The organism is Paraburkholderia hiiakae, assembly GCF_904848665.1.
Lineage (GTDB): Bacteria > Pseudomonadota > Gammaproteobacteria > Burkholderiales > Burkholderiaceae > Paraburkholderia > Paraburkholderia hiiakae.
In genome coordinates this window covers 128288-152120 of record NZ_CAJHCQ010000015.1, presented here as the reverse complement: position 1 = coordinate 152120, position 23833 = coordinate 128288, and the positions used below count along the sequence as shown (strand labels likewise).

Below are 23833 nucleotides of genomic sequence, written 5' to 3'. Positions count from 1 at the left end.
GTGTTGGTCAGTGAATCGAAGAAGCACTGCGGAATGCACGTGCTTCAACGGCGGATTCTACATACGCGCAAGCGTTTTGCGTGAAGCTTTTGCATTGTCGTTACGATTTTGTTGCGTGGCGCAGACTCTCGAACACATTTTGACGCCTGTTTACAGGGGTAAACGTGCACCGCGCGTACCCGAAGCACTGTCGGACGACATGCTTCGCTCGGCGCGGCGCATGGCGCGTTCGTCAGGAAAGCGCCATACGTATGGCGTTTTTGCACGATTTCGGCTGCCATGCCGGTGTCGGCGCGACGGCAAGATGCAGTCAAAGCGTGCGCAGCAGCGTGGCGAGCGACGTCAGCGCGGCATCGATACGCTCGGCGTCGACCCCACCGTAACCGAAGAGAAAACCGCTCTGCACAGGCGCTCCGAGATAAAACGGCGCGAGCGGATGCAGGCCGATCGACGCACGGCGCGCCGCCTGCGCCACCGCAGTGGCGTCGAGCGGCGCGACGAGCCGCGCCGCCAGGTGCAGCCCCGCCGTGTTCGGCGTGACGGGTTCGAGCCACGGCGCGAGCGGTCCGCGCAGATGCGCGAGCAGCACGTCGCGGCGCTGCGAATACGTCTGATGCATGCGCCGCAAATGGCGCGCGAAATGGCCGTTGAGCATGAAGTCGGCGAGCGCCGTCTGCGTGAGCACGCAGCCGTGGGCGTCGCCAATCTGCCGCGCGCGGGCGAGCGGCGCGGCCAACGCGGCGGGCGGCACCGTGTAGCCCACGCGCAGCTCTGGAAAGATCGTCTTCGAAAACGTGCCGACGTAGGCGACGAGCCCGGCGTTGTCGAGGCTCTTGAGCGGCTCCATCGAGCGGCCCTCGAAGCGGTATTCGCAGTCGTAGTCGTCTTCGATCACGAGCGCGCCGCGCGCCTGCGCCCATTCGAGCAGCGCGACGCGCCGCGCGAGACTCATCGGCATGCCGAGCGGGAACTGATGCGAGGGTGTCACGTATACGAGCCGCGCCGCTTTCGGCAGACGCGCGACCACGAGCCCCTCGCGATCCACGGGCACCGGCACGACCTTCGCGCCCAGTGCGGCGAAGATATCGCGCGCGGGCGGATAGCCCGGGTCTTCCACGGCGACCACGTCGCCCGGGGCGAGCGTCACGCGCGCGAGCAGATCGAGTGCCTGCTGCGCGCCCTGCGTGACGATCACGTCCTGCCAGTTGCCCTGCACCGCGCGATTGAAGGCGAGATAGCGCGACACCGCGAGGCGCAGCTTCTCCTCGCCAGCCGGTTCGCGATACATGCCGTGGCCGCGCGCCTGCACGCGCAGCGCGTCGTTGATGCAGCGCCGCCAGATGTCGAACGGAAAGCGCGACTTGTCGGTGATGCCGCCCGCGAAGTCGCAGGCGAGTCGCGCGTCCAGACGCGGCAACGAGGCGTACAGCGCCTCGGCTTGCGCCTGCCACCACGGCGTGGCCTGCGCCTTGTGCGCCGGCGTGGCAACGATGCTGGAAGCCGCGGTGGCCGCGCGAATCTGCGGATTCGGGTGACCGCGCTCACGCGCGGGCAGGCGTTCGAGCGTTTCCGCGACGAATGTGCCCGAGCCGCGCCGCGAGTTCAGATAGCCCTCGGCGAGCAGCCTCTCGAATACGTCGAGCGTGGTCTTGCGCGAAACGCCGAGCTGCAATGCGAGATCGCGGGTGGACGGCAGGCGCGTACCGCCTGCAAGACGGCCGTCGACAATGCTGTCGCGCAGTTGGCGATAGATCTGGCCCGCGAGGTCGCGACGGCCCGACACGGTGACGTGGAGTTCCATGATGACGCTTCTGATAGCCTTCGACGGGAGCGAAAGTGGTCACCCGAAATATTGCCAGAATGGCTATGTGAACGTGCCAGGGCAGCGCCTAAAGTGCATCTGTGGTTACGCAATTCGCAAGTCCAACCCATCAACCAGGCAATTCAACTCGAAAGGTGAACGCTCATGCAGGCACGTCTGGATTTCTACAAGGCCAGCCCGGAAGGCACGAAGGCCATGATTGCGCTCGAAGAGCGCGCGAGCAAAAGCTCGATCGAAAAACCGCTCGCGGAACTGGTGCGCCTGCGTGCTTCGCAGATCAACGGCTGCGCGTACTGCGTGGACATGCACACCACGGACGCGCGCAAGGGCGGCGAAACCGATCGCCGGCTCGCCACGGTATCGGTGTGGCGTGAAACGCCGTTCTTCACCGAGCGCGAGCGCGCGGCGCTCGAATGGACCGAGTCGGTCACGCTGCTCGCGCAAACGCATGTGCCCGACGACGTTTGGGAACGCGTGAAGCCGCATTTCAGCGATCAGGAGATCGCCGACCTCACGCTGCTGATCATCGCGATCAACGGCTGGAACCGCATTGCGGTGACGTTCCGCAAGACGCCGGCGTGAGCATGGAGTAAAACGCGCCGCGAGCGCTGCTACCAATTAAGCAGCGGCTGAACGCGGCGCGTGAATCGATCACTGGATGTTTGCCGATTGCGGCTCGCGCGAGGCTTGCGCGCCGCCTTGTGCGTGATGCTCGCGCGAGAGGCGGTTCATGATCGGCAACAGCAGTACGGCCACGAGCACGCCCAGCGATGCGAGCCAGCCAAGGCCGGAGAAGAGCCGCGTATAAAGCGGCAACGAGGCAAGCGGGTCGAGCGTGCCCGAGGGCATCTGCGCGAAATTGGCCACCACGCTGCCCAGATATTGCGAAACGCCGGTCGCGACGAAGTACGCGCCCATCATGAAGCCGCTCATGCGCGCGGGCACGTAGCGCGCGATCATCGCGAGTCCCAGGCCGCTCACAAGCAGTTCGCCGAGCGAATAAAGCCCGTAGCCGGCCACCATGAACCACGACGACACGCGCCCTTCCACCGCATAGCGCCCGCTCGCCGCGAACACGAAAAAGCCGGCGGCGACCACGGCGAAGCCGAGTGCGTACTTCACCGCCACCGGCACGTCGCGGCCGCTGCGCGCAAGCGACGTGTAAAGCACGGCGAGCAGCGGCGAGAGCACCATGATCCAGATGGGATTGAGCGCCTGGAATTGCGCCGGACTCCATCGGAACAGCGCAATACCGAACAGCGAGAACTGCGGATCGACGTTGCGCAGTGCGAACAGCGTGAGCGAAGTCGACATCTGCTGATAGAACACGAAAAACAGGATCACCTGGCACGTGAGGATGAGCGCAGCGATCAGGCCGGCGCGCTCGGCACGCTCGCAGCGCACGAGCATCCACCCGAATATCGCGAGAATGGCGGCCGCCGCGGCATACACGCAGCCGCGCGCGATCGCTTCGTGCTGGAGCACGAACATCGTCGCCGCGCCGAGCGCCACGGCGCCCACTGCCACGAGCGCGGCGCGGCCCACGTGCAGCGGCTGGTCGTCGGGGGCCGAGCCGATCCGCGCGAGCGTGCGGCGCATCAGAAGGAAGTTGAGGATGCCGAGCGCCATGCCCGCGCAACACACGCCGAACGCGGCGTGCCAACCCCAATGCTCCTTGATCCAGGGTGTGGCGAGCATCGACACGGTCGAGCCGATGTTCACCGCCATGTAGTAGATGGTGAACGCGCTGTCGAGCTGCGCGTCGTCGCCCTCGTAGATGCGCCTCACGAGGTTCGCCGCGTTCGACTTGAAGAGACCGTTGCCGACTACGATCACGCCTAGCGAAGCGTACATATGGCTCAGGCTGTCGTTGGGCAGCGCGAGCATGAAGTAGCCTGCCGCGAGGATCGCGGCACCCGCCACCATCGAGCGCCGTGCGCCGAGAATCTGGTCGCCGATCCATCCGCCAATGGCCGGCGCCGCGAAGACGAGCGCAACGAAAGCGCCCCACGTGAGGTTCGCCTCGCGGTCGCTGAAGCCGACCTGCTCCACCATGAACAGCACCAGAAGCGCCGCCATGCCGTAGTAGCCGAAGCGCTCCCACATCTCTATCAGGAAGACCGTCGTGAACGAACGGGTCCGGCTCGGGGTGGTCGTGGCGGAGGCTGGCGTATTCATGTTGCGTATTTCCTGTTGCGGTAGTGCACGGCGCGCGATTGTACTCGCGCGTGCGCCGCTGGCAGTTTTTGCGCGGTTTTTGGCATGGGTGCGCACCGTGGCGAGATTACAGTGATTTCCGATTCGTCGGCACACCGCCGGCCTTTTTCGACAGTCCAACCTTGAACGGAAACGCACCATGGCACTGCAAATCGGCTTTCTCCTGTTTCCTCGCGTTCAACAGCTCGACCTGACCGGCCCATACGACGTGCTCGCCTCGATGCCGGACACCCAGGCGCGGCTCATCTGGAAGACGCTCGATCCGGTCCGCTCGAGCACCGGCCTCATGCTCACGCCCGACACGACCTTCGAGGACTGCCCCCCGCTCGACGTGATCTGCGTGCCCGGCGGCAGCGGCGTCTCGCAGCTGATTCCCGACGACGAAACACTCGCGTTCCTGCGCCACCAGGCGGCCACGGCGCGCTACGTCACCTCGGTTTGCACGGGCGCGCTCGTGCTCGGCTCCGCCGGGCTGTTGCGCGGACGCCGCGCGACCACGCACTGGGCCTTCCACGAACTGCTGGAGCCGCTCGGCGCGCTGCCCGTGAAAGCGCGCGTGGTGCGCGACGGCAACGTGCTGACCGGCGGCGGCATCACCGCGGGTATCGATTTCGCATTGACGCTCGCCGCCGAGCTGATCGGCGACGAGGCCGCCCAGGCGCTCCAGCTCGAGCTCGAGTACGCGCCCGCGCCGCCGTTCGATGCCGGCGACCCCGCCAGCGCGCCGCGTGCGATCGTGGAAAGGTTGCGCGCGCAGACAGCGGCGTCGCTCGCCGAACGCGCGCGCGTAGTCGCGGCGGCGGCCGCGAAACTCGCCGCTTGAGCGCCCGGTGAGGCCGGCGCGGTTGCCTCGCAGTTGCCTCTCAGTCGGCTGCCAGCCAGGGTCAGCGCCTGCTACCGTCTTTGTTGTGGATCGATTACATTGAGTGCCGGGCGCGCCGCTGCTTCCTGCGCAGCGGCCAGCACCCGTTCTCCCAGCCCTGGGTAAGTCGTTCAAACCAATCATTAGGGGAATCAATGCGCTCCACCACCAGCAAGCTGACTCTCGCCGCGACTACCGCTGCATTCCTGATTGGCGTCGCCGCACCGGCGTTCGCGCAAACGGAAGCCAGCGCTCCCGCAGCCGACCAGGCCACGGCCTCGCAACCGCTCACGAAGGAACAGAAAGCACAGGCCAAGGCTCAGGCCAAAGCGGAGCGCAAGGCCGAGCGCAAGCAAGCCCGCGCGAAGAACACCGCCGAGCTGAAGAAGCTGGAAGACGCGGGCTACAAGCCAGCGCTGAACGACCCGAACTATCCGCAGAACCTGCAGGACGCACAGAAGAAAGCTAACGCTGCTGCTGGCGCCAACTAGTAATACTGAATACCCGAATTCGTCATCCCCCCGTTTTAACCGGCTGCGTTGCCGGTTAAAACGCTTGCACCGTCCAGTTGCCCGCATCACCCGCAGCAGGGTTAAACGCTGCACGTCCCCCGCCTTCGCGCTCGCCCGCTCCCGCCGTACACACTAAACGCTTCATCAGTGGAATGGCAGTACCATCCGCGAAGCGAATGCGCTGACTCGTTCGCAAGCCGCAACACCACCGTTTTTCGACGCTGCACGCGCTCGGCCAGATGCCATTGCGAGCCATGCCGCGTGCATGCCCAACGTGGAGTCACCGCCATGAACGCACCCCAGCCAGCCGCCAACGCGAGCGCTGCGCCGCAGAAAAAGGGCATACCTGTGGGCCTGATAGCAGGCGTGATCGCGCTCGTCGTCGTATTGCTTTTGCCGCTGCCCGATAGCCTCCCGCCCGCCGGCCAGCGCATGCTCGCCATCCTCGCATTCGCCGTGGTCGTGTGGCTCACCGAAGCCGTATCGTACGAAGCGAGCGCGATCATCATCACCTCGCTCATGGCGTTTCTCGTGGGCACCGCGCCCACCATCGAAAACCCCGCTGTCGACTACGGCACCAACAAAGCCATCAGCATGGCGCTCGCGGGCTTCTCCAATTCCGCGCTCGCGCTCGTGGCCGGCGCCCTCTTCATCTCCGCGGCGATGACCGTCACCGGTCTCGACCGGCGCATTGCGCTCGTCACGCTCTCGCTCATCGGCACCACCACGCGGCGCATCTTGATCGGCGCGGTCGCCGTGACCATCGTGCTCTCGCTCGTCGTGCCGAGCGCCACCGCGCGCAGCGCCTGCGTCGTGCCGATCATGGTGGGCGTGATCTCGGCGTTCGGCGTGGACAAGCGCTCGAACATCGCGGCCGGCATCATGATCGTGGTGGCGCAAGGCACGAGCATATGGAATGTTGGCATCCAGACCGCCGCCGCGCAGAATCTGCTGACCGTGGGCTTCATGGACAAGATGCTCGGCGCACGCGTCACGTGGCTCGACTGGCTCATTGCGGGCGCGCCCTGGGCGATCGTGATGTCGGCGGCGCTGCTCTTCATCGTGCTCAAGATGCTGCCGCCCGAAGCCGACGCCATCGCCGGCGGCAAGGAAGCCGTCGAAGCTTCGCTGCGCGAACTCGGCCCCATGACGGGCCCGCAAAAGCGGCTGCTGGGCGTCTCCATCGGCCTGCTGCTGTTCTGGGCGACCGAAGGCAAGCTGCACCCGTTCGACACGACCTCGGTCACCTACGTGGGCCTCGTGCTGCTGCTCTTGCCGCGCTTTGGCGTGATGGACTGGAAGACCGTGCAAAGCCGCATTCCGTGGGGCACGGTGATCGTGTTCGGCGTGGGCATCAGCCTCGGCACGGCGCTGCTCACGACGAAAGCGGGCCAATGGCTCGGCGACCTCGTCGCGCACCATACGGGGCTCGACACCGCCACCCCGTTCATGGCCTTCGCGATTCTGTCCGCCTTCCTCATCCTCATCCACCTCGGTTTTGCAAGCGCAACGGCGCTCACCTCCGCGATGCTGCCGATTCTCGTGTCGGTGCTGCAGTCCATGCAGGGCGACTTCAACCGGCTCGGTCTCACCATGCTGCTCGGCTACGTCGTGAGCTTCGGCTTCATCCTGCCGATCAACGCGCCGCAAAACATGGTGTGCCTCGCCACCGAAACGTTCACGGCGAAGCAGTTCGCGCGCGTGGGCATCGTGCTGACCGTCTTCGGCTACTTGCTATTGCTGCTGTTCGCCGCGACGTGGTGGCGCTGGCTGGGCTGGATCTGAACGCTGCATCTGAACGCCGCACTGTTAGCGAGGAGCCGCTCATGGAAGTCAATATCGACGACGCACGCCGCTTCGCCACAGCCGTGCTCACGAAGGTCTCGGTGCCTGAAGACATCGCCGCCGACGTGGCCGACCATCTGATCGAATCCGACCGCGTGGGCTACGCGAGCCACGGCCTGTCGATCCTGCCCAACTACAAGCGCGTACTGGCCGCGGGTTTCGTCACCGCCGACGGCCGCGCCGAGCGCGTGGTGGACCGCGGCAGCCTGATCGGCTACAACGGCCACAGCGGCTTCGGCCAGCACGTGGGCAAGGTCGTGATGGAAGACGCGATCGCGCGCACGCGCGAATATGGGCAATGCATCGTGACGCTGCGCCAGACTCATCACCTGGGGCGCATGGGGCATTACGGCGAAATGGTCGCGGCGCAAGGCTATGTGCTGCTAGCGTTCACCAACGTGGTGAACCGCGCGCCGACCGTGGCGCCCTTCGGCGGGCGCGAGCCGCGGCTCACGACCAACCCGCTGTGCTTCGCGGGTCCGCTGCCGGGCGGGCGGCCGCCCTTCGTCGTGGATATCGCCACGAGCGCCATTGCCGTGAACAAGGCGCGCGTGCTCGCGGAAAACGGGCTGCCGGCGCCCGATGGCTCCGTGATCGACGCAAACGGCCAACCGACTAACGACCCGAACGTGCTGTTCGCCGACCCGCCAGGCGCGCTGTTGCCGTTCGGCCTGCACAAGGGCTATGCGCTCGGGCTGGTGGCGGAATTGCTCGCGGGCGTGCTCTCGGGCGGCGGCACGATTCATCCGGACAATCCGCGCAATGGCGTCGCCACCAACAATCTGTTCGCGCTGGTGCTCGATCCGCAGGTGGATTTCAATACGACGTGGCGCTCGCAGGAAGTCGAATCGTTCCTCGACTATCTGCTCAGCTGCCCGCCTCAGGACCCCTCGCAACCGGTGCAGTATCCTGGCCAGTACGAAGCGGAAAATCGCGCGCGGCACATGCAGACGATCACGCTGCCCGACTCCGTGCGAAAGCCCTTCGCCGATATCGCGAACGAACTGGGCATCGCGCCGCTCACGGCGATTTGAGCCGACTCGAGCAGCCCGGCGCGACGCCTGAAACGCACAACGGCCGCGCGAGCCCTTCGGGACTCGCGCGGCCGTTTCGATTCGCTGCGCTTACCTCACACCGCAACCGCGCCTACGTAGTTCTCGGCCATCGCCGTCGCGGCGGCGCGCGACGTGGTGACGTGCTCCAGCTCGGCGACTTGCAGGCGCTGCTCGAACGGCGTGGCGTCGTCGAGACGGTGCATCATGCGCGTCATCCAGTACGAGAAGTGCTCCGCGCGCCAGATGCGCCGCAGCGCCGTTTCGCTATAGGCGTCGAGCAGATCATTGCGTCCTTCCTTATAGAACGCCACGAGCGCCGCGCTCAGCACACGCACATCCGCCACCGCGAGATTGAGGCCCTTCGCTCCGGTAGGCGGCACGATATGCGCCGCGTCGCCCGCGAGAAAAAGGCGGCCGTGCTGCATCGTGGTCGTGACGAAGCTGCGCATACCCACGATGTTCTTCTGGAAGATCTTGCCTTCCACCACCTGGTGGCCTTCCAGCGAATCGACGCGTGCGTGCAACTCTGCCCAGATGCGGTCGTCGGACCAGTTCTCGACGGTGTCCTTCGGATCGCACTGGAAATACATGCGCTGCACATTCGGCGAGCGCGTGCTGACGAGCGCGAAGCCGCGATCGTGGCGCGCGTAGATCAGTTCGTCGGAAGTGGGCGGCGCCTCGACGAGAATGCCGAACCAGCCGAATGGGAACACGCGCTCGTAGTCCTGGCGCAGTGCCGCCGGAATCGAGGCGCGCGACACGCCGTGGAAACCGTCGCAGCCGATCACGTAGTCGCAATGCAGCTCGTGCGCCTCGCCTTCGTGGTTGAAGCGGATCGACGGCGTGCTGGTTTCCACGCCGTGAATCGAGGTGTTCGAGACGTTGAAGAAGAGCTTGCCGTCCGCGGCCACGCGCGCGGCCACGAGGTCCTTGAGCACTTCATGCTGCGCGTAGACGGTGATGGCTTTGCCCGTGAGGCCAGTGAGATCGATACGGCGGCGCTTGCCTTCGAACGCGAGTTCGAAGCCGTGATGCAGCGCGCCTTCGGCCTTCATGCGAGCGCCAACGCCTGCTTCGGTGAGCAGGTCCATCGTGCCTTGCTCGAGCACGCCGGCGCGAATGGTCGATTCGATCTGGTCGCGGCCACGCAGCTCCAGCACGACCGAGTCGATGCCACGCAAATGAAGAAGATGAGAAAGAAGCAGGCCCGCGGGCCCGGCGCCAATGATGCCAACCTGAGTGCGCATGAGATGTCTCCTGATGCGGCGTTGCTTGAATTGATTTTGCGCAAGTTTCGCCGCTGCACCCGTTATCGCGCAACGCGATATGGAGAATATGGACTATCCCGATTTCGAATAACGCTGCAATCGCCAGCCTTCTCGCTAGCCGTTGCGCGGAACGGAAATTGCTCATCCGCACGCTTTGCCTGCGCGCCAGCTTTGCGCGCAGGCGCGGTCCTCGCCCACCAAGAACATCAAGCCCATGCCTTTGCCGCTCCGCTCCCGCACGCCCGAATCCGCCACGAAACTCCGCCACACACCGTTTGCCGCCACGCTCGCCGCTGCGTTGTGCCTCGCATGGCCGCTCGCGCAAACCGCCTATGCCGCCGATGCCCAGGCCGACACCGCAGCCCCCGCGAGCGCGCCGGAATTACAAAAGCCGGCGCAATCGGCAAAACCGGTTCGTTCGCCAACGCAGCACGACTCGGCAAAAGAGAGCCAGCCCGCCACGCCCGCCGACCTTTACGGCCGCCTCTATCACGACGTCCAGCTCGCGCAGATCTTTCCCGATAGCAAGACGTTTGCCGACATGCTGCCGAACGCGCGCCCCGGCCAGATCACAGCGGCTTACGAACGCTGGCGCCAACAGCATGCAGATGAGCACGACGACGCAGCGCGCAAGGCCGCGCTCGCACAGTTCGTGAACCAGTACTTCACGGCCCCGGCGCAAACCGAGGACCACTACGTTTCCGATCCGAACCAGGACGTGGTCGGCCACATCGACACGCTCTGGAACGTGCTGAGCCGCCGCGCCGACGCGAAGCCGGATCCGTATTCGTCGCTGCTGCCGCTGCCTTATGCGTACGTCGTGCCGGGTGGCCGCTTCAATGAGATCTACTACTGGGATTCGTACTTCATCATGCTCGGCCTGGAAGCGAGCGGCCGCCACGAACTCGCGCTCGACGAGCTGAACAACTTCGCCGCGCTGATCGACCGCTACGGGCACATCGCGAACGGCAATCGCACGTACTACCTGAGCCGCTCGCAGCCGCCGTTTTTTGCGCAGATGGTGAGCCTCGTCGCCGAGAAAGATGGCGACGCCGTCTACCTGCATTACCTGCCGCAACTGCGCAAGGAATACGACTACTGGATGGCCGGCGAGCAAACGCTCAAGCCCGGCCACGCCGCGCGCCACCTCGTGCGCCTGCCCGACGGCACCCTGCTCAACCGCTACTGGGACGCGCGCAACCGGCCGCGCGACGAGTCGTACCGCGAAGACATCCTCACCGCGCGTGCCACGCCGCAACGCGACGCCTCGGACCTCTGGCGCAACCTGCGCGCGGGTGCGGAAACGGGCTGGGACTACAGCTCGCGCTGGCTCGCCGACGGCCACACGCTTTCGACCATCGACGTGACCTCGCTCGCGCCGGTGGACCTCAATTCGCTGATGGTGATCCTGGAGCGCACGCTCGCGAAGGCCTACGGTCTGAAGGGCGACGCGCGCGAAGCCGAACTGATGACGAAGCGCGCGCAGCAACGCGCCGACGCCATCGACCGCGTGCTCTGGGACCCGCAATTGCATGCGTACAGCGACTACGACTTCGCGCACCACACGCTCACGCACCGGCTCACGGCGGCGACCGTCTATCCGCTCTATGCGGGCGTCGCGACGAAAGTCGAGGCGCAGGAAGTGGCCGCCGCCGTGCGCGCAGGCTTGCTGCGCCCCGGCGGCCTCGCCACCACTCAGGTCGCGACGGGCCAGCAATGGGACGAGCCGAATGGCTGGGCGCCGCTGCAATATCTCGCGGTCATGGGGCTGCGCCGCTATGGTGAGCAGGACCTCGCGCAGGAAATCGCCACGCGCTGGATCGCGACGAATCTCGCCTACTACGCGCGCACGCACAAGCTCGTCGAGAAGTACGACGTGAGCGCGTCGGCCACCAAGGCATCGTCGGCGGGCGGCGGCGAATATCCGCTGCAGGACGGCTTTGGGTGGACTAATGGTGTGCTGCGCGTGCTGCTGCAGATGTATCCGCAGGCCGGGGCGGCACAAGGCGCGGTCGCGGCGTCCGGCGCAGCGGCGGCCAGCGCGCCTTAACTCAACGTTCGCAACGTCCACAACGTCCGCGCGCACGCCGTGGGCGCGCGGCGTACACTTTTTGCCACCGCAGCGTGATCGTCGTGTGCCAAAGGAGCCACCCATGCGCAACGAATCGGCCTTTTTGTTCGACCTCGACGGCACGCTCGTCGACAGCGTCTACCAGCACGTGCTCGCATGGAAGGAAGCGCTCGACGCGGACGGCATCGAGCTTTCGGTGTGGCGCATTCACCGGCGCATCGGCATGAGCGGCGGGCTCTTCATGAACCAGTTGCTGCGCGAGACGCACGAGGCCATCTCGCCGGAGCGCATCGCACGCTTGCAGAAACTACACGCCGACGCCTACCGCCGCCACGCCGACCAGGTGCGCCCGCTGCCCGGCGCGCGCTCGCTGCTCGACGCGCTGACCGCCGCCCAGGTGCCATGGGCGATCGCCACGAGCGGGCGGCTCGCCACGGCTTCCGTGAACTTGCAGGCGCTCGGCGTGGACCCGGCTGTCACGACCGTGGTCACGCGCGACGAAGTGCGCCACGCCAAGCCCGATCCCGATCTTTTCGTCGCCGCGGCGTTGCGGCTGAATGTGCCGATCGAGCGCTGCCTTGTGGTGGGCGACAGTGTCTGGGACATGCTCGCGGCCCAGCGCTGCCGGGCGCTCGGCATTGGCCTGCAGTCGGGCGGCTACGGCACCGAGGAACTGCAATGCGCAGGGGCGCTGCGCGTGTACGAAGATCCCGCCGATCTGCTCGGCCACCTCGACGAAGTCTGCGCCCGCGATTGAGCGGCTAACTGACCGGCTAACTGGGCGGCAACTGCGCGGCCACTGCACGCCGCCGAACGCGGCGCGAAAATTGCGCACCGCACGGCTGTGCAGTGCAGCAGCGCTGCTGCGCCGCCGTGCCCCTAACACACCTCAGGTACTGCATGTCGCGCGCCATCGGCGTATGCTGACATAGGTCAATTCGACAACTCACCGGCCGGCACCCGCCGCCTGCTGCGATGAACGACTCCGCCCATGCCCCCGGAACTCCCAGCGCGCCACGCGTGACGGTGGTCGTCCTCACGCGCAATCACGTGCGTCAAACCGTCGATACCGTCGCGCGCCTCACCGCGCTTCCCGAGCATCCCGACGTCATCGTCGCCGACAACGGCTCCACCGATTCCACCGTCTCCCTGCTGGCGTCGCTCTTTCCGCAAGTGCGCATCCTCCAGTCGCTGGGCGACCACGGCATGGCCGGGTTCAATCGCGCCGTGCTGCTCGCGCGCACCGATTACGTTGCGTGCTGCGACGACAGCACCTGGTTCGCACCCGGCGCGCTCACGCGCGCGGCGCAGCTGCTCGACGCGCACGCGCAAGTGGCCGTGCTCAATGCGCGCGTGGTGAGCGGCGACGAGCGCGAAATTCACCCCGCCTGCCTGATGCTCGCCGCCACGTCGCCGGGCGCCGAAGGCTTGGCGGGCCCGGTGCTCGCTAACTTCATGGCCGGCGCGTGCATTTTCCGCGCAGCCGTGTTCCGCGCGCTCGGCGGCTACGAGGAGCGGCTTTCGCACGGCGGCGCCGAGGAGCTTGCCGCGCTCGACATGCTTTCGGCCGGGCACCGGATCGTCTATTGCGAGCAGGCGCTCGCGCATCGCGAACCGCTGTACCGCTGGTTCACGCGGGCGCAGCATTGCGCGCTCGCGCGCAACACGGCCTGGGTGGCGTGGATGCGCCTGCCTGCGCGCGACGCGATCGCGGCAACCGGCCGCGCGCTCGCGGTATTCGCGCGCCAGCGCTCGCTTGGGCCCGCAGGCGTGGCGCTGCTGCGCGGCGCTTTCTGGACATTGCGCGCACGCCGCGTGGTGCCGCCGCACGTCGCGCTGCTCACCCGCCAGGTGCGCCGCGCGGAACGCCACGTGCGCGTAGGCATTCCGGCAATGGCCGAAAAGTACGACCGCTCGGGGCAGCGCGCGTGGTAAGCTGCGGCGCCCGCTGCGCGCGGGCCGTCCATTCAGGAGGCCAGAGCCTGTCAAACTTCTGAACAGGCCCTATGACAGACCCAAGGACCATGACGACGCCCGACCCCGGCATCGCCCCGCACACCGTCGCCGCCGAAAGCCACAACGAACGCCGCTTCGAGGCGCTCGTGGATCCGATCGAGGATTACGCGATCTTCCTGCTCGACACGCGCGGCTACATCGTGAGCTGGAATCGCGGCGCGGCCCGCATCAAGGGCTATGAAGCGCACGAGATCATCGGCCAGCACTTCTCGCGCTTTTACACCGACGAAGCCAACGCGCGCCGCTGGCCCGAGCACGAGCTGGAGCAGGCCTCGTTGCACGGACGTTTCAACGACGAAGGCTGGCGCGTGCGCAAGGACGGCACGATGTTCTGGGCCAACGTCGTCATCACCGCGCTGCGCGAGCGCGACGGCTCGCTCGCGGGCTTCGCCAAGGTCACCCGCGACCTCACCGCCGAACGCCGCCAGGTCGAGGCGCTGCGCCTTTCCGAAGAGCGCTTTCGCCTGCTCGTGGAAAGCGTGACCGACTACGCGATCTTCATGCTCGACCCGCAGGGCCACGTGGTGAGCTGGAACACCGGCGCGACCAACCTGAAGGGTTACCGCCCGGCCGAGATCGTCGGCCAGCATTTTTCCGTGTTTTATCCGCCCGAGGAGATCGCCGCCGGTCAGCCCGAGCGCGAGCTGCGCCGCGCGAAAGACTTCGGCCGCGTCGCGACCGAAGGCTGGCGCGTGCGCAAAGACGGCTCGATGTTCTGGGCCAACGTCACGCTCACCGCGGTGCACGACGGCCACGGCCGGCTCACGGGATTCGCAAAGGTCACGCGCGACATGACCGAGAGCCGCCGCACCGACGAGCTCGAGCATTCGAGCGAGCAGATGAAGCAGTTCCTCGCCATGCTCGCGCACGAACTGCGCAACCCGCTCGCGCCGGTGCGCAACGCCGTGGCCACGATGCGACTCATGGATGCGCCGAGCCCCGAGATCGAGCGCGCGCGCGAAATGATCGACCGCCAGATCGTGCATCTCACGCGGCTCGTGGACGACCTGCTAGACGTCGGGCGCATCACGTCGGGCAAGATCGAATTGCGCGAGGCGCCGCTCGACCTGCGCGAAGTGGTCGCGCACGCCATCGACGCGGCGCAGCCCTTTACCTCGGCGCGCGGCCAGCACGTAGACGTGCAGATGCTCGACGACACCCTCACCATGACGGGCGACCATACGCGCCTCGTGCAGGTGCTGCAGAACCTGCTGCACAACGCCTCGAAGTTTTCGCCCGACGGCAGCCGCATCGTCATGGACGTGCGTGCCGCGGCGCGCGCCGTGCAGATCCAGGTGCGCGACCAGGGTCGCGGGCTGCGGCCGGGCACCCACGAGTCGATCTTCGGCCTGTTCAGCCAGGATCGCTCGGTGCCGGGGCCCGCGGAAAACGGGCTCGGCATTGGCCTCATGCTGTGCCGCTCGCTCATCGAACTGCATGGCGGCACCATCTCCGCCACGAGCGACGGGCCGGGCAAAGGCAGCACGTTCACGATCCGCCTGCCGTTCGCGCGCGAGACCGTGCACGCCGTGCGGCCGCCGCCCCTCACCCCCGACGCAGCCGAGCTTGCCGCGCTGGCCGAGGCCGGCGTGCCGCCGCTGCGCGTGCTCGTGGTCGACGACAACCGCGACTCGGCAGACAGCCTCGCCATGCTGCTCGAACTCAAAGGCCACGACGTGCGCGTGGCCTACAGCGCCGCCCATGCGTGCGAGGAAGTGGACAGCTTCACGCCCGACGCCGCGCTCATCGACATCGCCATGCCCGAGATCGACGGCTATGCGACGCTGCGCGCCCTGCGCGCGCTGCCGCCGCTCAAGGACACGCTGTTCGCCGCGATGACGGGTTTCGGCCAGGCCGCCGACGTCGAACTCACGCGCGAAGCGGGCTTCGAGATGCATCTCGTGAAGCCCGTGGACGTCACGCTTTTCGACGAGGTGCTCGCGCTCGCGGCGGCACGGCAAAGGCGCCGGAACGCCTGAAGATCCCCGGCGCCACCTGACGTCGCCTCAAGGCGCAACCGGCACGAACGGCCGGTACTCGACATCGGGTCCGCGCACGACAATGGCCGTCGATTCCGGCACTTCGGCCCACACATCGGGCGCATCGCCCAGCGGCTCGGAAACGAGCAGATAGGCGTCGTCGCCAGCCGCGATGATGCGCGGGTCGTCGGGATACAGTTCGCGCAGATGCCGGAACGCCGTGGTGTGATAAAGCGTGCGCGAATTGCGTTCGCTCGAATAACGCGCGGCGACGATCTGCTCGCCGTCACAAGCGCACACGGTCATATTGAGCGCTGGCTCGACGCCATGCTTTTTCGCCGTGGCTTCAACGAAACCCGCCATGCGTTCGAGCGCGGTGACGGGATCGATTTCGAGGCCAAACGTCATGGCCAGGTAGAACATCGTTTCGGAGTCCGTCGAACCTTCGAGCGCGTTGAAACGATCCGGATCGATCGCGACGAGCAGGTCGCGACGCATGAGCGGATAGCTGCGAATCAGCCCGTTGTGCGCGAAGATCCAGCGCCGGTGGCGAAACGGATGGCAGTTCGTTTCCTGCACCGGCGTGTCGGTGGCCGCGCGAATATGCGCGATGAACATGGGCGCGCGCACCGCACGCGCGAGTTCGCGCAGGTTGCGGTCGTTCCAGGCCGGATGCACGCTGCGGTAGCGATAAGGAATGTCGTGCGGGTCCTGGAACCAGCCCATGCCGAAGCCGTCGCCATTCGTGGTGGTCGCGCCTTTGGTCGAATGCAGGCTCTGGTCGATCAGCGAATGGCGCGCGTGAAACAGCACGGTCTCGAGATGCACGGGGTTACCCGTATAAGCGAGCCAGCGGCACATGATGGTCTCCTTCGTGTAAGGACGCTCGTGTACGCCGGCCCGTTCGAGCGCGCCGCTACTTCGCGGCGCGCAGGTCGGCGATCGGCGTGAGAAACCCGGTCAGGCCAGTCAGTATGATCTGCACCCCGATGCACAGGAGCAGAAACGACGACACGCGCATGGCCACGCGCGTGCCTTCCACACCCAGGTACTGCGAAAGCCGCGCAGCGCGGCTGTACACGTAATAGATCACGAGCATGACGAGCGCCGAGATCACGATCGACGCGAAGCTCGAGAGCAGCCACGCCGAAAGCTTGTGCGTGCGGTTGGCGTTCAGCGCAATGGCCGTGGCGATGGAGCCCGGGCCCGTGGTGAGCGGAATGGTCAGCGGGAAAAAGGCCTTGCCGGAGGCCGAACTCGCGCTCATGGGCTTGACCGGGTGATCGGCCGGGAGCGGCTCGGGCTCGGGCGCGTTGAGCATCTGCCAGCCGCTCACGGCCACCGCGAGGCCGCCGCCAATACGCAGCGCTTCCATTGAAATGCCGAAGAAATGCAGGATGGGCGTGCCCACGAAAAACGCCGCAACCAGCACGAAGAAGGCATTGATCGCCACGCGCTTGGCGAGCAGGCGCCGCTCTTCGTCGGTGAGGTTCGCGGTGCGGTCGAGAAAGACGAAGGCAACGCCAATGGGATTGATGATGCTGATGAGTCCGGTAAAACCGAACAGGATGTCTGAAATCAGGCTCTCGATCATGAAGTCGATCCGGTAAGGGCATGCGCAAACAGCGCGCCGGGCTGCGAGAAGTGTAGCCGGATCGGCCCTTTGCGTGCCTGATCGATGTCGCCCGATGCCCGAAAAAATGGCGCGCTGCACCAATCTTTACAGCAAGCCCTTCAGTATTTTTGGCAGCTTTACGGGGCGCGTTCACAAGCATAGAGTGGGTTGCCTCGCACCCCGACGCGACGTTTCTTTTCTTCTCATATGAAAGAGGAGTTGCCATGTCACTGAGGTTGCTCGCCGCCTTGCCCTTTATTGGCATCCTGTTAGGGGTGCCGTTTGTCAATCGCACCGAGCCGCTCGTGCTCGGCATGCCGCTCGTGCTGGCCTGGATCGTCATGTGGGTCGTGCTGGCCGCGGCGATCATGGGGATCGTCTACCGGCTCGATCCGGTCAACCGGCTTTCGGGCGAAGCGGATGCGGAGGTGCGTTCATGAGCGCCCTCATCATCATCGCGGCGATGACCTTCTTCGCGCTCTATCTCGGCATGCGCGCCCGCCGCGGGCACGACATGAATCTCGAGCAGTGGGCGGTGGGCGGCCGCAGCTTCGGCACCGCGTTTGTGTTCCTGCTGATGGCGGGCGAGATTTACACGACCTTCACGTTTCTCGGCGGCAGCGGCTTCGCCTATGGCAAGGGTGCGCCCGTCTACTACATTCTGGCCTACGGCACGCTTGCGTACATCCTCTCGTACTGGATGCTGCCGCCCGTCTGGCGCTTCGCCAAGCAGCACCGGCTCGTCTCGCAGCCGCACTTCTTCGCGCGCAAGTATCAGAGCCCCGCACTGGGCGTGCTGGTGGCATGCGTGGGCGTGCTCGCGCTCGTGCCGTATCTCGTGCTGCAACTCAAGGGGCTCGGCATCATCGTGACGACGGCCTCCTATGGCGCAATTTCCTCCACGGCGGCGATCTGGATCGGCGCGGCCGTGGTCACGGCTTACGTGATCGTTTCGGGCGTGCGCGGCTGCGCGTGGAATTCGGTCGTCAAGGACACGATGATTCTCGCTATCGCCGTGTTCCTCGGCGTCTACCTGCCGATTCACCACTACGGCAGCCTGAGCGAGATGTTCCGCGCGATCGACGCGGCCAAGCCCGGCTTTCTCACCTTCCCGGCGCGCGGCCAGAGCGTGACGTGGTTCCAGTCCACCGTGCTGCTCACGGCGCTGGGCTTCTTCATGTGGCCGCACACGTTCATGTCGGTCTACACCGCGAAGAACGAGCGTATCTTCCGCCGCAACGCGATGGTCCTCCCGCTCTATCAGCTCATCCTGCTGTTCGTATTCTTTTGCGGCTTCGCGGCCGTGCTCAAGGTGCCGGGCCTGAAGGGCGGCGACATCGACCTCTCGCTCTTCCGCCTCGCGCTGCAAACGTTCGATCCGTGGTTCGTGGGCGTGATCGGCGCGGCAGGCGTACTCACCGCACTCGTGCCGGGCTCGATGATCCTCACCACGGCTTCGACGCTGCTCGCCAACGACATCTATCGCGGCGGCCTCGCGAAGAGCGCGGACGACGCGCAAGTCGCGAAACTCGCACGCTTTTTCGTGCCGGTGGTCGCGCTCGTGGCGGTAGGCTTCACGCTCAACGGCGGCGACACCATCGTCGCGCTGCTGCTAATGGGCTACAACTTCGTCACGCAGCTCTTCCCGGCGATGGTGTGCAGCCTCTCCGCGCGCAATCGCGTGACGAAGCAAGGCGCGTTCTGCGGCATCGTGGCGGGCGTGCTCGTGGTGATCGTCACGACGCTCACGCATGTGAGCGTGGCTCAGTTGATTCCGTTCGCGCCGGATGCGCTCAAGGACATCAACATCGGCTTCCTTGCGCTGTTCGTAAACGTGATCGTGCTTGCGGTGGTGAGCACGGTGACGCAGCCGCGCACGCATGTCGATCATGAGCATGCGCGGGCGCATTGACCACATTGACCGCATTGACATGACGTAAAGCGGTAGCAAGGCGGCCCAATCGGCGTGATCCGGTTGGGCCGTTTTTCTGTTTAAGCTGCCTTGCGTGCTTCGGCGATACGCTGCGGCGCCTCGGGCCGTGCATAGAGACGTTCGAGATACACCTGCAAGCGCGGGAAGCCCTCCAGCAGTTGCACTTCGTTGGCCCAGTCCATCAGATAAACCGTCACGCAGTCGGCAACCGAAAGGCTGTTGCCGACGATGAACTCGCGCCCTTCGAGGTGCTTCTCGAGCACGGCGGCCATGGTCTTGAAGTCCTCCCGCGCGAGCTCGATATCGGCGGGGCTGCGCTTGTCCGGCGGATAAAGGAAGGAGTGCCGAGTGATTCTCCAGAGCGGCTGTTCCAGTTCGGTCACGGCGAACAGGGTCCAGCGATACGCCTGCGCCCGCTCGTCGAGATCCTTGGGTAGTAGCTGCTTCTCCGGATACTTGTCCGCGAGATACAGCACGATTGCGGCCGATTCGGGAATCACGCGGTCGCCGTCGATCAGGACGGGAATCTTGCCCGCGGGATTGATGCGCAGGTATTCGGGCCGCCGGTGCTCGCCTTCGAGCAGATTGACCGTGATGAATTCGAAATCGGCGTCAACTTCCTTGAGGCCCCACAACGCGCGTTGCGAACGGGTGCCGGCAAAACCGTAGAGTTTCATGACGCGGCTCCGGTCAGGCACCGGGAATCGGCAGAACGGGCATCACTTCGACGGCCTCGCCCGGAAAAATCGAAAAATGGGGATGGCCCTCGAACAGCTTCGCGGCCTCTTCGTGCGATGCGGCGCGCAGAACCGTATAGCCTGTTAGCGCGTTGGACGTATCCGCGATGCCGCGCTCGCCAATAGACTTGGTCTTGCCGAGCGGACCGCCCATATCGACGATCGACGCCTTGTGCTTTTCGACCCACGCATGCCAGGCCGCAATGCCCTCTTTTTCTTTTGCGTGCCGATCCGCTTCGGAAAGCGCCGCCCACCCCTTCATGCGCGCGTTGTCCTTGGTGCCGAGAAAAACAGCGAGAAACAGTTTCTGATCGCTCATGTGTCCTCCATCTGCTGGTCTGGTGACTGATTCGACTACGGGTCTGAAATCGGGGCAACGGCGTGTCGCCCATCCGGCCTTGACAGCATAGGTTGATATCAACATAATTGCAACATGGCACGCGCAAAGAAACTTCCCTTCGAAACCACGCTATTGGTGCGCGATTGCTGCCTGTGTCTGCATATGCAGCGGGCAGCACGGAATCTCGCGCGCATTTTCGACGACGTGCTGCGCCCGCTCGATCTCACGAACGGCCAGTTTTCGCTGCTGATGTCGCTGAACCGGCCGCATCCGCCCGGCATGAAAGATGTGGCGTCGCTGCTGGCCATGGACCGCACTACGCTCACGGCCGCGCTCAAGCCGCTGGAGCGGCGCGGCCTCGTGGTCATCGAGCAGGACCCGGAGGACAAGCGGGGCCGTTTGCTGTGCCTCACTGATGAGGGGCATCAACTGCTCAATGCGGCGTTTCCGATCTGGCAGCAAACGCACGAGGAAATCGAAAAGGAATTTGCCAAGGGCGAGGTCGATAAGCTGCGGAAGCATTTGCGAGCGCTTTCGTAGCCCTACCGCTTCGACGCCCCATACAACGTCGAATCCGCAAACCCCTGGGCCGCGAGCACACGCCCCACGAGAATCAGCGCAGTCCGCTCGATATCCGTTGCCAGCACCTTCTGCGCGATATCCGCGAGCGTGCCTGTCACGCGCTCCTCGTCGGGCCAGCTCGCGCGATAGATCACCGCCACGGGGCAGTCCTCCCCATAGTGAGGCCGCAATTCCTCGACGATGCGCGCGATATGGCGCACGCCGAGGTGGATCGCGAGCGTCGCCTTGTGGCGCGCGAGGTCGCCTAGCTGCTCGCCTTCGGGCATCGACGTTTTCGTGGCGTAGCGCGTGAGGATGAGCGTTTGCGAAATGCCGGGCAGCGTGAGTTCGCTGCCGAGCGCCGCCGCGCATGCAGCCGTCGCGGTCACGCCGGGCACGACTGCGTAAGGAATGCCAAGCATGCGCAAGCGCCGGATCTGCTCGCCGATCGCACCATAGAGCGACGGGTCGCCCGAATGCACGCGCGCCACGTCGAAGCCCTGGGCGTGCGCGCTTTCGAGCAAAGCGACGATCTCATCGAGCGTGAGCGGCGCGGTATCGATGACCTTATGCGCGCGGTGGCCTTCGAGCACGGCGCTCGGCACGAGCGAACCGGCGTAGAGAATAACGGGGCAACTGCGCACAAGGCGCTGGCCCTTCACGGTAATCAGTTCAGGATCGCCCGGCCCCGCGCCGATAAAGAAAACGGTCATGCGTGAAAACTCCGCTGATTGTAGTTCGCGAGCGTGTCGATCGCCTCTTGCGCCGACGTGAATTCGCGTTGCGCATCCGGCAGCGGCGGCCGCTGCATCATCACCACGGGCAAGCCCAATTCGCGCGCGACGGCGAGCTTCGCTTCGGTCGCCGCGCCGCCACTATTCTTGCTGACCACGACGTCGATATGCGCTTCGATGAACAGGGCGCGCTCGCCTTCCGCCGTGAACGGCCCGCGCGCGTCGATGATGCGTGCGCGGGCGTGGCCGGGATGCGCTTCGAGGCAACGGACCGTCCAGTGCTGCCGCTGCGGAACTTCATTCAGATGCGCGAGCGGCTCGCGCCCGAGCGTGAAAAGCGGACGCGCGAACGGTGCAAGCGCTTCGACTACGCCGGCCCAGCCGCTCACCATGCGCCAGTCGTCGCCGGGCTGCGGCTGCCACGGCGCGCGCCGCAGCGCCCAATACGGCACGTGTGCCGCAACGCATGCGCGCGCCGCGTTGGCGCTGATCTGCGCGGCGTAGGGGTGCGTGGCATCGAAGACGAGCGCGATGTCTTCGTCGGCGAGAAAGCGCGCGAGCCCTTCTGCACCACCGAAGCCCCCCACACGCACCGCGCAGGTGAGATCGGCGGGCACGCGGCCAAGGCCCGCGAGCGAGTACACGTGCTGCGGGCCGAGCGTGCGCGCAATGGCCAGCGCGTCGCCGGTGCCGCCCAGCAGCAGGATGCGCGCCGTCATGGTTTGACGGCCTCGTAGAGCGTGACGGGCAACGCCTGACGCCAGGTATCGAAGGCGCCCAGTGGCCGCGCCTCGCCAATGCCGATACGCGTGAGCGTGCCGCCGTACTGCGCGCGCCACGTCACGAGTGTCGCTTCGCTTTGCAGCGTCACTGCATTCGCGACGAGCCGGCCGCCGCTCGCGAGCGCCGCCCAGCACGCGTCCAGCACGCCGGGTACGGTCACGCCGCCGCCGATGAATACGGCGTCGGGCGTGGCGAGTCCTGCGAGCGCTTCAGGCGCGCGGCCCGCGACGAGTTGCAAACCTGGCACGCCCAGCGCGGCGCGATTGTGTTCGATGAAGCGTTGACGCTCGGCGTGCGCCTCGATCGCGATCGCGCGGCAAGCCGCGTGCGAGCGCATCCATTCGATGCCGATCGAGCCGCTGCCCGCACCCACGTCCCAAAGCAGCGCGCCGGGCGTGGGCGCGAGGCGCGCGAGCGTGAGTGCACGCACGTCGCGCTTCGTGAGCTGGCCGTCGTGGCGGTAGGCGTCGTCGGGAAGGCCGGGCGTGAGCGTCCAGGCGTGCGCGGGCGCATTCGCAACATCGCTTTCGCATTCGAACGCGACGAGATTGAGCGCCGCGGTTTCGTCGACGTGCCACGCATCGGCAAGGCCTTCGATGCGGCGCTCGAGCGGGCCGCCCAAATGCTCGAACACGGCAAGACGCGTGGCGCCGAAGCCCGCTTCGGCGAGCAACGCGGCGAGCGCCGCGGGCGTGCGCCCATCCGCGCTCAACGCAAGCACGCGCGAGCGCGCGTAGAGATGGCGACGCAGCGTATCGAGCGGACGGCCGACGAGCGAGACCATCGCCGTATCCTGCAACGCCCATCCCATGCGCGCCGCCGCGAGCGAAAGCGACGAGGGCGCGGGCAGCACGCGCATTTCACCCGGCGCCACGCGGCGCGCGAGCGTCGCGCCCACGCCGAACAGCATGGGGTCGCCGCTCGCGAGCACGCATACGGGCGCATGCGACTCGCGATGCGCGAGCAACGCCTCGACGCTGAACGGCTGCGGCCACGCTTCGCGGCGCGCACGTACGCGCGAGGGCAGCATCGCAAGATGGCGCGCGCCGCCCGTCACGACGGCCGCGTCGAACAGCGCGCGCCGCGCGTCGCGCCCGAGCCCCGCGTAGCCATCGTCGCCTATGCCCACCACCGTCAGCCATGCCTGCGTGCCCTGCATTCGCTCTCCCGCTGTTGCCTGTTCTGTTGCCTGTTTCTGTGCGCCGCCATCGGCCCACGACCCGATTGCCGGGTGGAGCGCGCGTGAAAACGGGCATAATACCGTGTCCGCCGGCGCCTTTAAGGCAACTTTGTATGAGACCGGAGTAAGCGCTGAAGCGCTAACTCCGGACCGCAAACAGGGAACACAGCAAGCTGTGGCCGCCCCCGCGACTGTGAGCAGCGAGACCGCATCCACCCGAGCCACTGGTTTTACCGGGAAGGCCGATGCGGTTCACGACCTGCGAGCCAGGAGACCTGCCGGCCGACTGTTCGTGCGAACCCA

At 66.1% G+C, this 23833-nt stretch carries 22 protein-coding genes and 1 riboswitch; of the genes, 12 read left to right on the top strand and 10 right to left on the bottom strand.

Annotated features, from left to right (window positions below):
• Positions 1 to 310 precede the first annotated feature (310 nt).
• A complete protein-coding gene (pdxR, locus tag JMY28_RS26105; protein WP_201698777.1) occupies positions 311 to 1801 on the bottom strand; it encodes a MocR-like pyridoxine biosynthesis transcription factor PdxR in 1491 nt (496 codons plus the stop codon).
• 165 nt (positions 1802 to 1966) lie between these two features.
• Between pdxR and JMY28_RS26100 the strand changes: the two genes are divergently transcribed.
• Complete coding sequence (locus tag JMY28_RS26100; RefSeq protein ID WP_201698776.1) at positions 1967 to 2404, top strand: carboxymuconolactone decarboxylase family protein; 438 nt, start codon at positions 1967 to 1969, stop codon at positions 2402 to 2404.
• Positions 2405 to 2473: 69 nt separating this feature from the next.
• On the opposite strand, the gene JMY28_RS26095 is transcribed toward JMY28_RS26100, so the two are convergent.
• The gene (locus JMY28_RS26095; protein ID WP_201698775.1) at positions 2474 to 4000 is read right to left on the bottom strand and encodes a peptide MFS transporter; all 1527 of its coding nucleotides are present in this window, start codon (positions 3998 to 4000) and stop codon (positions 2474 to 2476) included.
• A gap of 178 nt (positions 4001 to 4178) precedes the next feature.
• Between JMY28_RS26095 and JMY28_RS26090 the strand changes: the two genes are divergently transcribed.
• The 4 genes from JMY28_RS26090 (at position 4179) to JMY28_RS26075 (ending at position 8292) form a co-directional block, all read left to right on the top strand.
• Entirely contained in the window at positions 4179 to 4862 is a 684-nt protein-coding gene (locus JMY28_RS26090) for a DJ-1/PfpI family protein (protein WP_201698774.1), read from the top strand.
• A 194-nt stretch (positions 4863 to 5056) separates the two neighbouring features.
• Entirely contained in the window at positions 5057 to 5392 is a 336-nt protein-coding gene (locus tag JMY28_RS26085) for a DUF4148 domain-containing protein (protein ID WP_201698773.1), read from the top strand.
• A 309-nt stretch (positions 5393 to 5701) separates the two neighbouring features.
• Complete coding sequence (locus JMY28_RS26080) at positions 5702 to 7198, top strand: DASS family sodium-coupled anion symporter (protein WP_201698772.1); 1497 nt, start codon at positions 5702 to 5704, stop codon at positions 7196 to 7198.
• Positions 7199 to 7239: 41 nt separating this feature from the next.
• The gene (locus JMY28_RS26075) at positions 7240 to 8292 is read left to right on the top strand and encodes an Ldh family oxidoreductase (protein ID WP_201698771.1); all 1053 of its coding nucleotides are present in this window, start codon (positions 7240 to 7242) and stop codon (positions 8290 to 8292) included.
• A gap of 95 nt (positions 8293 to 8387) precedes the next feature.
• Here the strand turns inward: JMY28_RS26075 and JMY28_RS26070 are convergent, their stop codons facing one another.
• Positions 8388 to 9560, bottom strand: a complete 1173-nt coding sequence (locus JMY28_RS26070; protein ID WP_201698770.1) for a 4-hydroxybenzoate 3-monooxygenase — start codon at positions 9558 to 9560, stop codon at positions 8388 to 8390.
• Positions 9561 to 9795: 235 nt separating this feature from the next.
• Between JMY28_RS26070 and treF the strand changes: the two genes are divergently transcribed.
• The 4 genes from treF (at position 9796) to JMY28_RS26050 (ending at position 15647) form a co-directional block, all read left to right on the top strand.
• Positions 9796 to 11631 (top strand): alpha,alpha-trehalase TreF, encoded by a 1836-nt coding sequence (treF, locus tag JMY28_RS26065; protein WP_201698769.1) that lies wholly within the window; start codon positions 9796 to 9798, stop codon positions 11629 to 11631.
• 103 nt (positions 11632 to 11734) lie between these two features.
• Positions 11735 to 12409, top strand: a complete 675-nt coding sequence (locus JMY28_RS26060; protein WP_201698768.1) for an HAD family hydrolase — start codon at positions 11735 to 11737, stop codon at positions 12407 to 12409.
• 263 nt (positions 12410 to 12672) lie between these two features.
• On the top strand, positions 12673 to 13587 hold the full coding sequence (locus JMY28_RS26055; protein ID WP_236597046.1) for a glycosyltransferase family 2 protein: 915 nt from the start codon (positions 12673 to 12675) through the stop codon (positions 13585 to 13587).
• Between the two features lie 71 nt (positions 13588 to 13658).
• The gene (locus JMY28_RS26050; RefSeq protein ID WP_201698766.1) at positions 13659 to 15647 is read left to right on the top strand and encodes a hybrid sensor histidine kinase/response regulator; all 1989 of its coding nucleotides are present in this window, start codon (positions 13659 to 13661) and stop codon (positions 15645 to 15647) included.
• A 27-nt stretch (positions 15648 to 15674) separates the two neighbouring features.
• Here JMY28_RS26050 and JMY28_RS26045 read toward each other — a convergent pair whose 3' ends face one another.
• Both JMY28_RS26045 and JMY28_RS26040 read right to left on the bottom strand, forming a co-directional pair.
• On the bottom strand, positions 15675 to 16508 hold the full coding sequence (locus JMY28_RS26045) for a class II glutamine amidotransferase (protein ID WP_201698765.1): 834 nt from the start codon (positions 16506 to 16508) through the stop codon (positions 15675 to 15677).
• Between the two features lie 55 nt (positions 16509 to 16563).
• Complete coding sequence (locus JMY28_RS26040; RefSeq protein WP_201698764.1) at positions 16564 to 17241, bottom strand: MarC family protein; 678 nt, start codon at positions 17239 to 17241, stop codon at positions 16564 to 16566.
• A gap of 245 nt (positions 17242 to 17486) precedes the next feature.
• Here JMY28_RS26040 and JMY28_RS26035 point away from each other — a divergent pair, with 245 nt between their 5' ends.
• Together JMY28_RS26035 and JMY28_RS26030 are read left to right on the top strand one after the other, a co-directional pair.
• Positions 17487 to 17702, top strand: coding sequence for a DUF3311 domain-containing protein (locus tag JMY28_RS26035; protein ID WP_201698763.1), 216 nt, complete (start codon positions 17487 to 17489; stop codon positions 17700 to 17702).
• Positions 17699 to 19174, top strand: coding sequence for a sodium:solute symporter family protein (locus JMY28_RS26030; protein ID WP_201698762.1), 1476 nt, complete (start codon positions 17699 to 17701; stop codon positions 19172 to 19174). The genes JMY28_RS26035 and JMY28_RS26030 overlap by 4 nt, the downstream gene beginning before the upstream one ends.
• Positions 19175 to 19254: 80 nt before the next feature.
• Here the strand turns inward: JMY28_RS26030 and JMY28_RS26025 are convergent, their stop codons facing one another.
• Positions 19255 to 19872 (bottom strand): glutathione S-transferase family protein, encoded by a 618-nt coding sequence (locus JMY28_RS26025; protein ID WP_201698761.1) that lies wholly within the window; start codon positions 19870 to 19872, stop codon positions 19255 to 19257.
• 13 nt (positions 19873 to 19885) lie between these two features.
• Positions 19886 to 20251, bottom strand: coding sequence for a YciI family protein (locus JMY28_RS26020; RefSeq protein ID WP_201698760.1), 366 nt, complete (start codon positions 20249 to 20251; stop codon positions 19886 to 19888).
• Between the two features lie 114 nt (positions 20252 to 20365).
• On the opposite strand from JMY28_RS26020, the gene JMY28_RS26015 reads away from it, so the two are divergent.
• Positions 20366 to 20812 (top strand): MarR family winged helix-turn-helix transcriptional regulator, encoded by a 447-nt coding sequence (locus tag JMY28_RS26015; protein ID WP_201698759.1) that lies wholly within the window; start codon positions 20366 to 20368, stop codon positions 20810 to 20812.
• A 2-nt stretch (positions 20813 to 20814) separates the two neighbouring features.
• Here JMY28_RS26015 and cobM read toward each other — a convergent pair whose 3' ends face one another.
• From cobM to cbiE, 3 genes are read right to left on the bottom strand one after another with little or no spacing between them, the layout of a single operon-like run.
• A complete protein-coding gene (gene cobM / locus JMY28_RS26010) occupies positions 20815 to 21546 on the bottom strand; it encodes a precorrin-4 C(11)-methyltransferase (protein WP_201698758.1) in 732 nt (243 codons plus the stop codon).
• On the bottom strand, positions 21543 to 22286 hold the full coding sequence (locus JMY28_RS26005) for a cobalt-precorrin-6A reductase (protein ID WP_201698757.1): 744 nt from the start codon (positions 22284 to 22286) through the stop codon (positions 21543 to 21545). The genes cobM and JMY28_RS26005 overlap by 4 nt, the downstream gene beginning before the upstream one ends.
• The gene (gene cbiE / locus JMY28_RS26000) at positions 22283 to 23509 is read right to left on the bottom strand and encodes a precorrin-6y C5,15-methyltransferase (decarboxylating) subunit CbiE (RefSeq protein ID WP_201698756.1); all 1227 of its coding nucleotides are present in this window, start codon (positions 23507 to 23509) and stop codon (positions 22283 to 22285) included. Before cbiE ends, JMY28_RS26005 begins: the two co-directional genes overlap by 4 nt.
• A 124-nt stretch (positions 23510 to 23633) precedes the next feature.
• Positions 23634 to 23827, top strand: a riboswitch (cobalamin riboswitch).
• Positions 23828 to 23833: the final 6 nt, after the last annotated feature.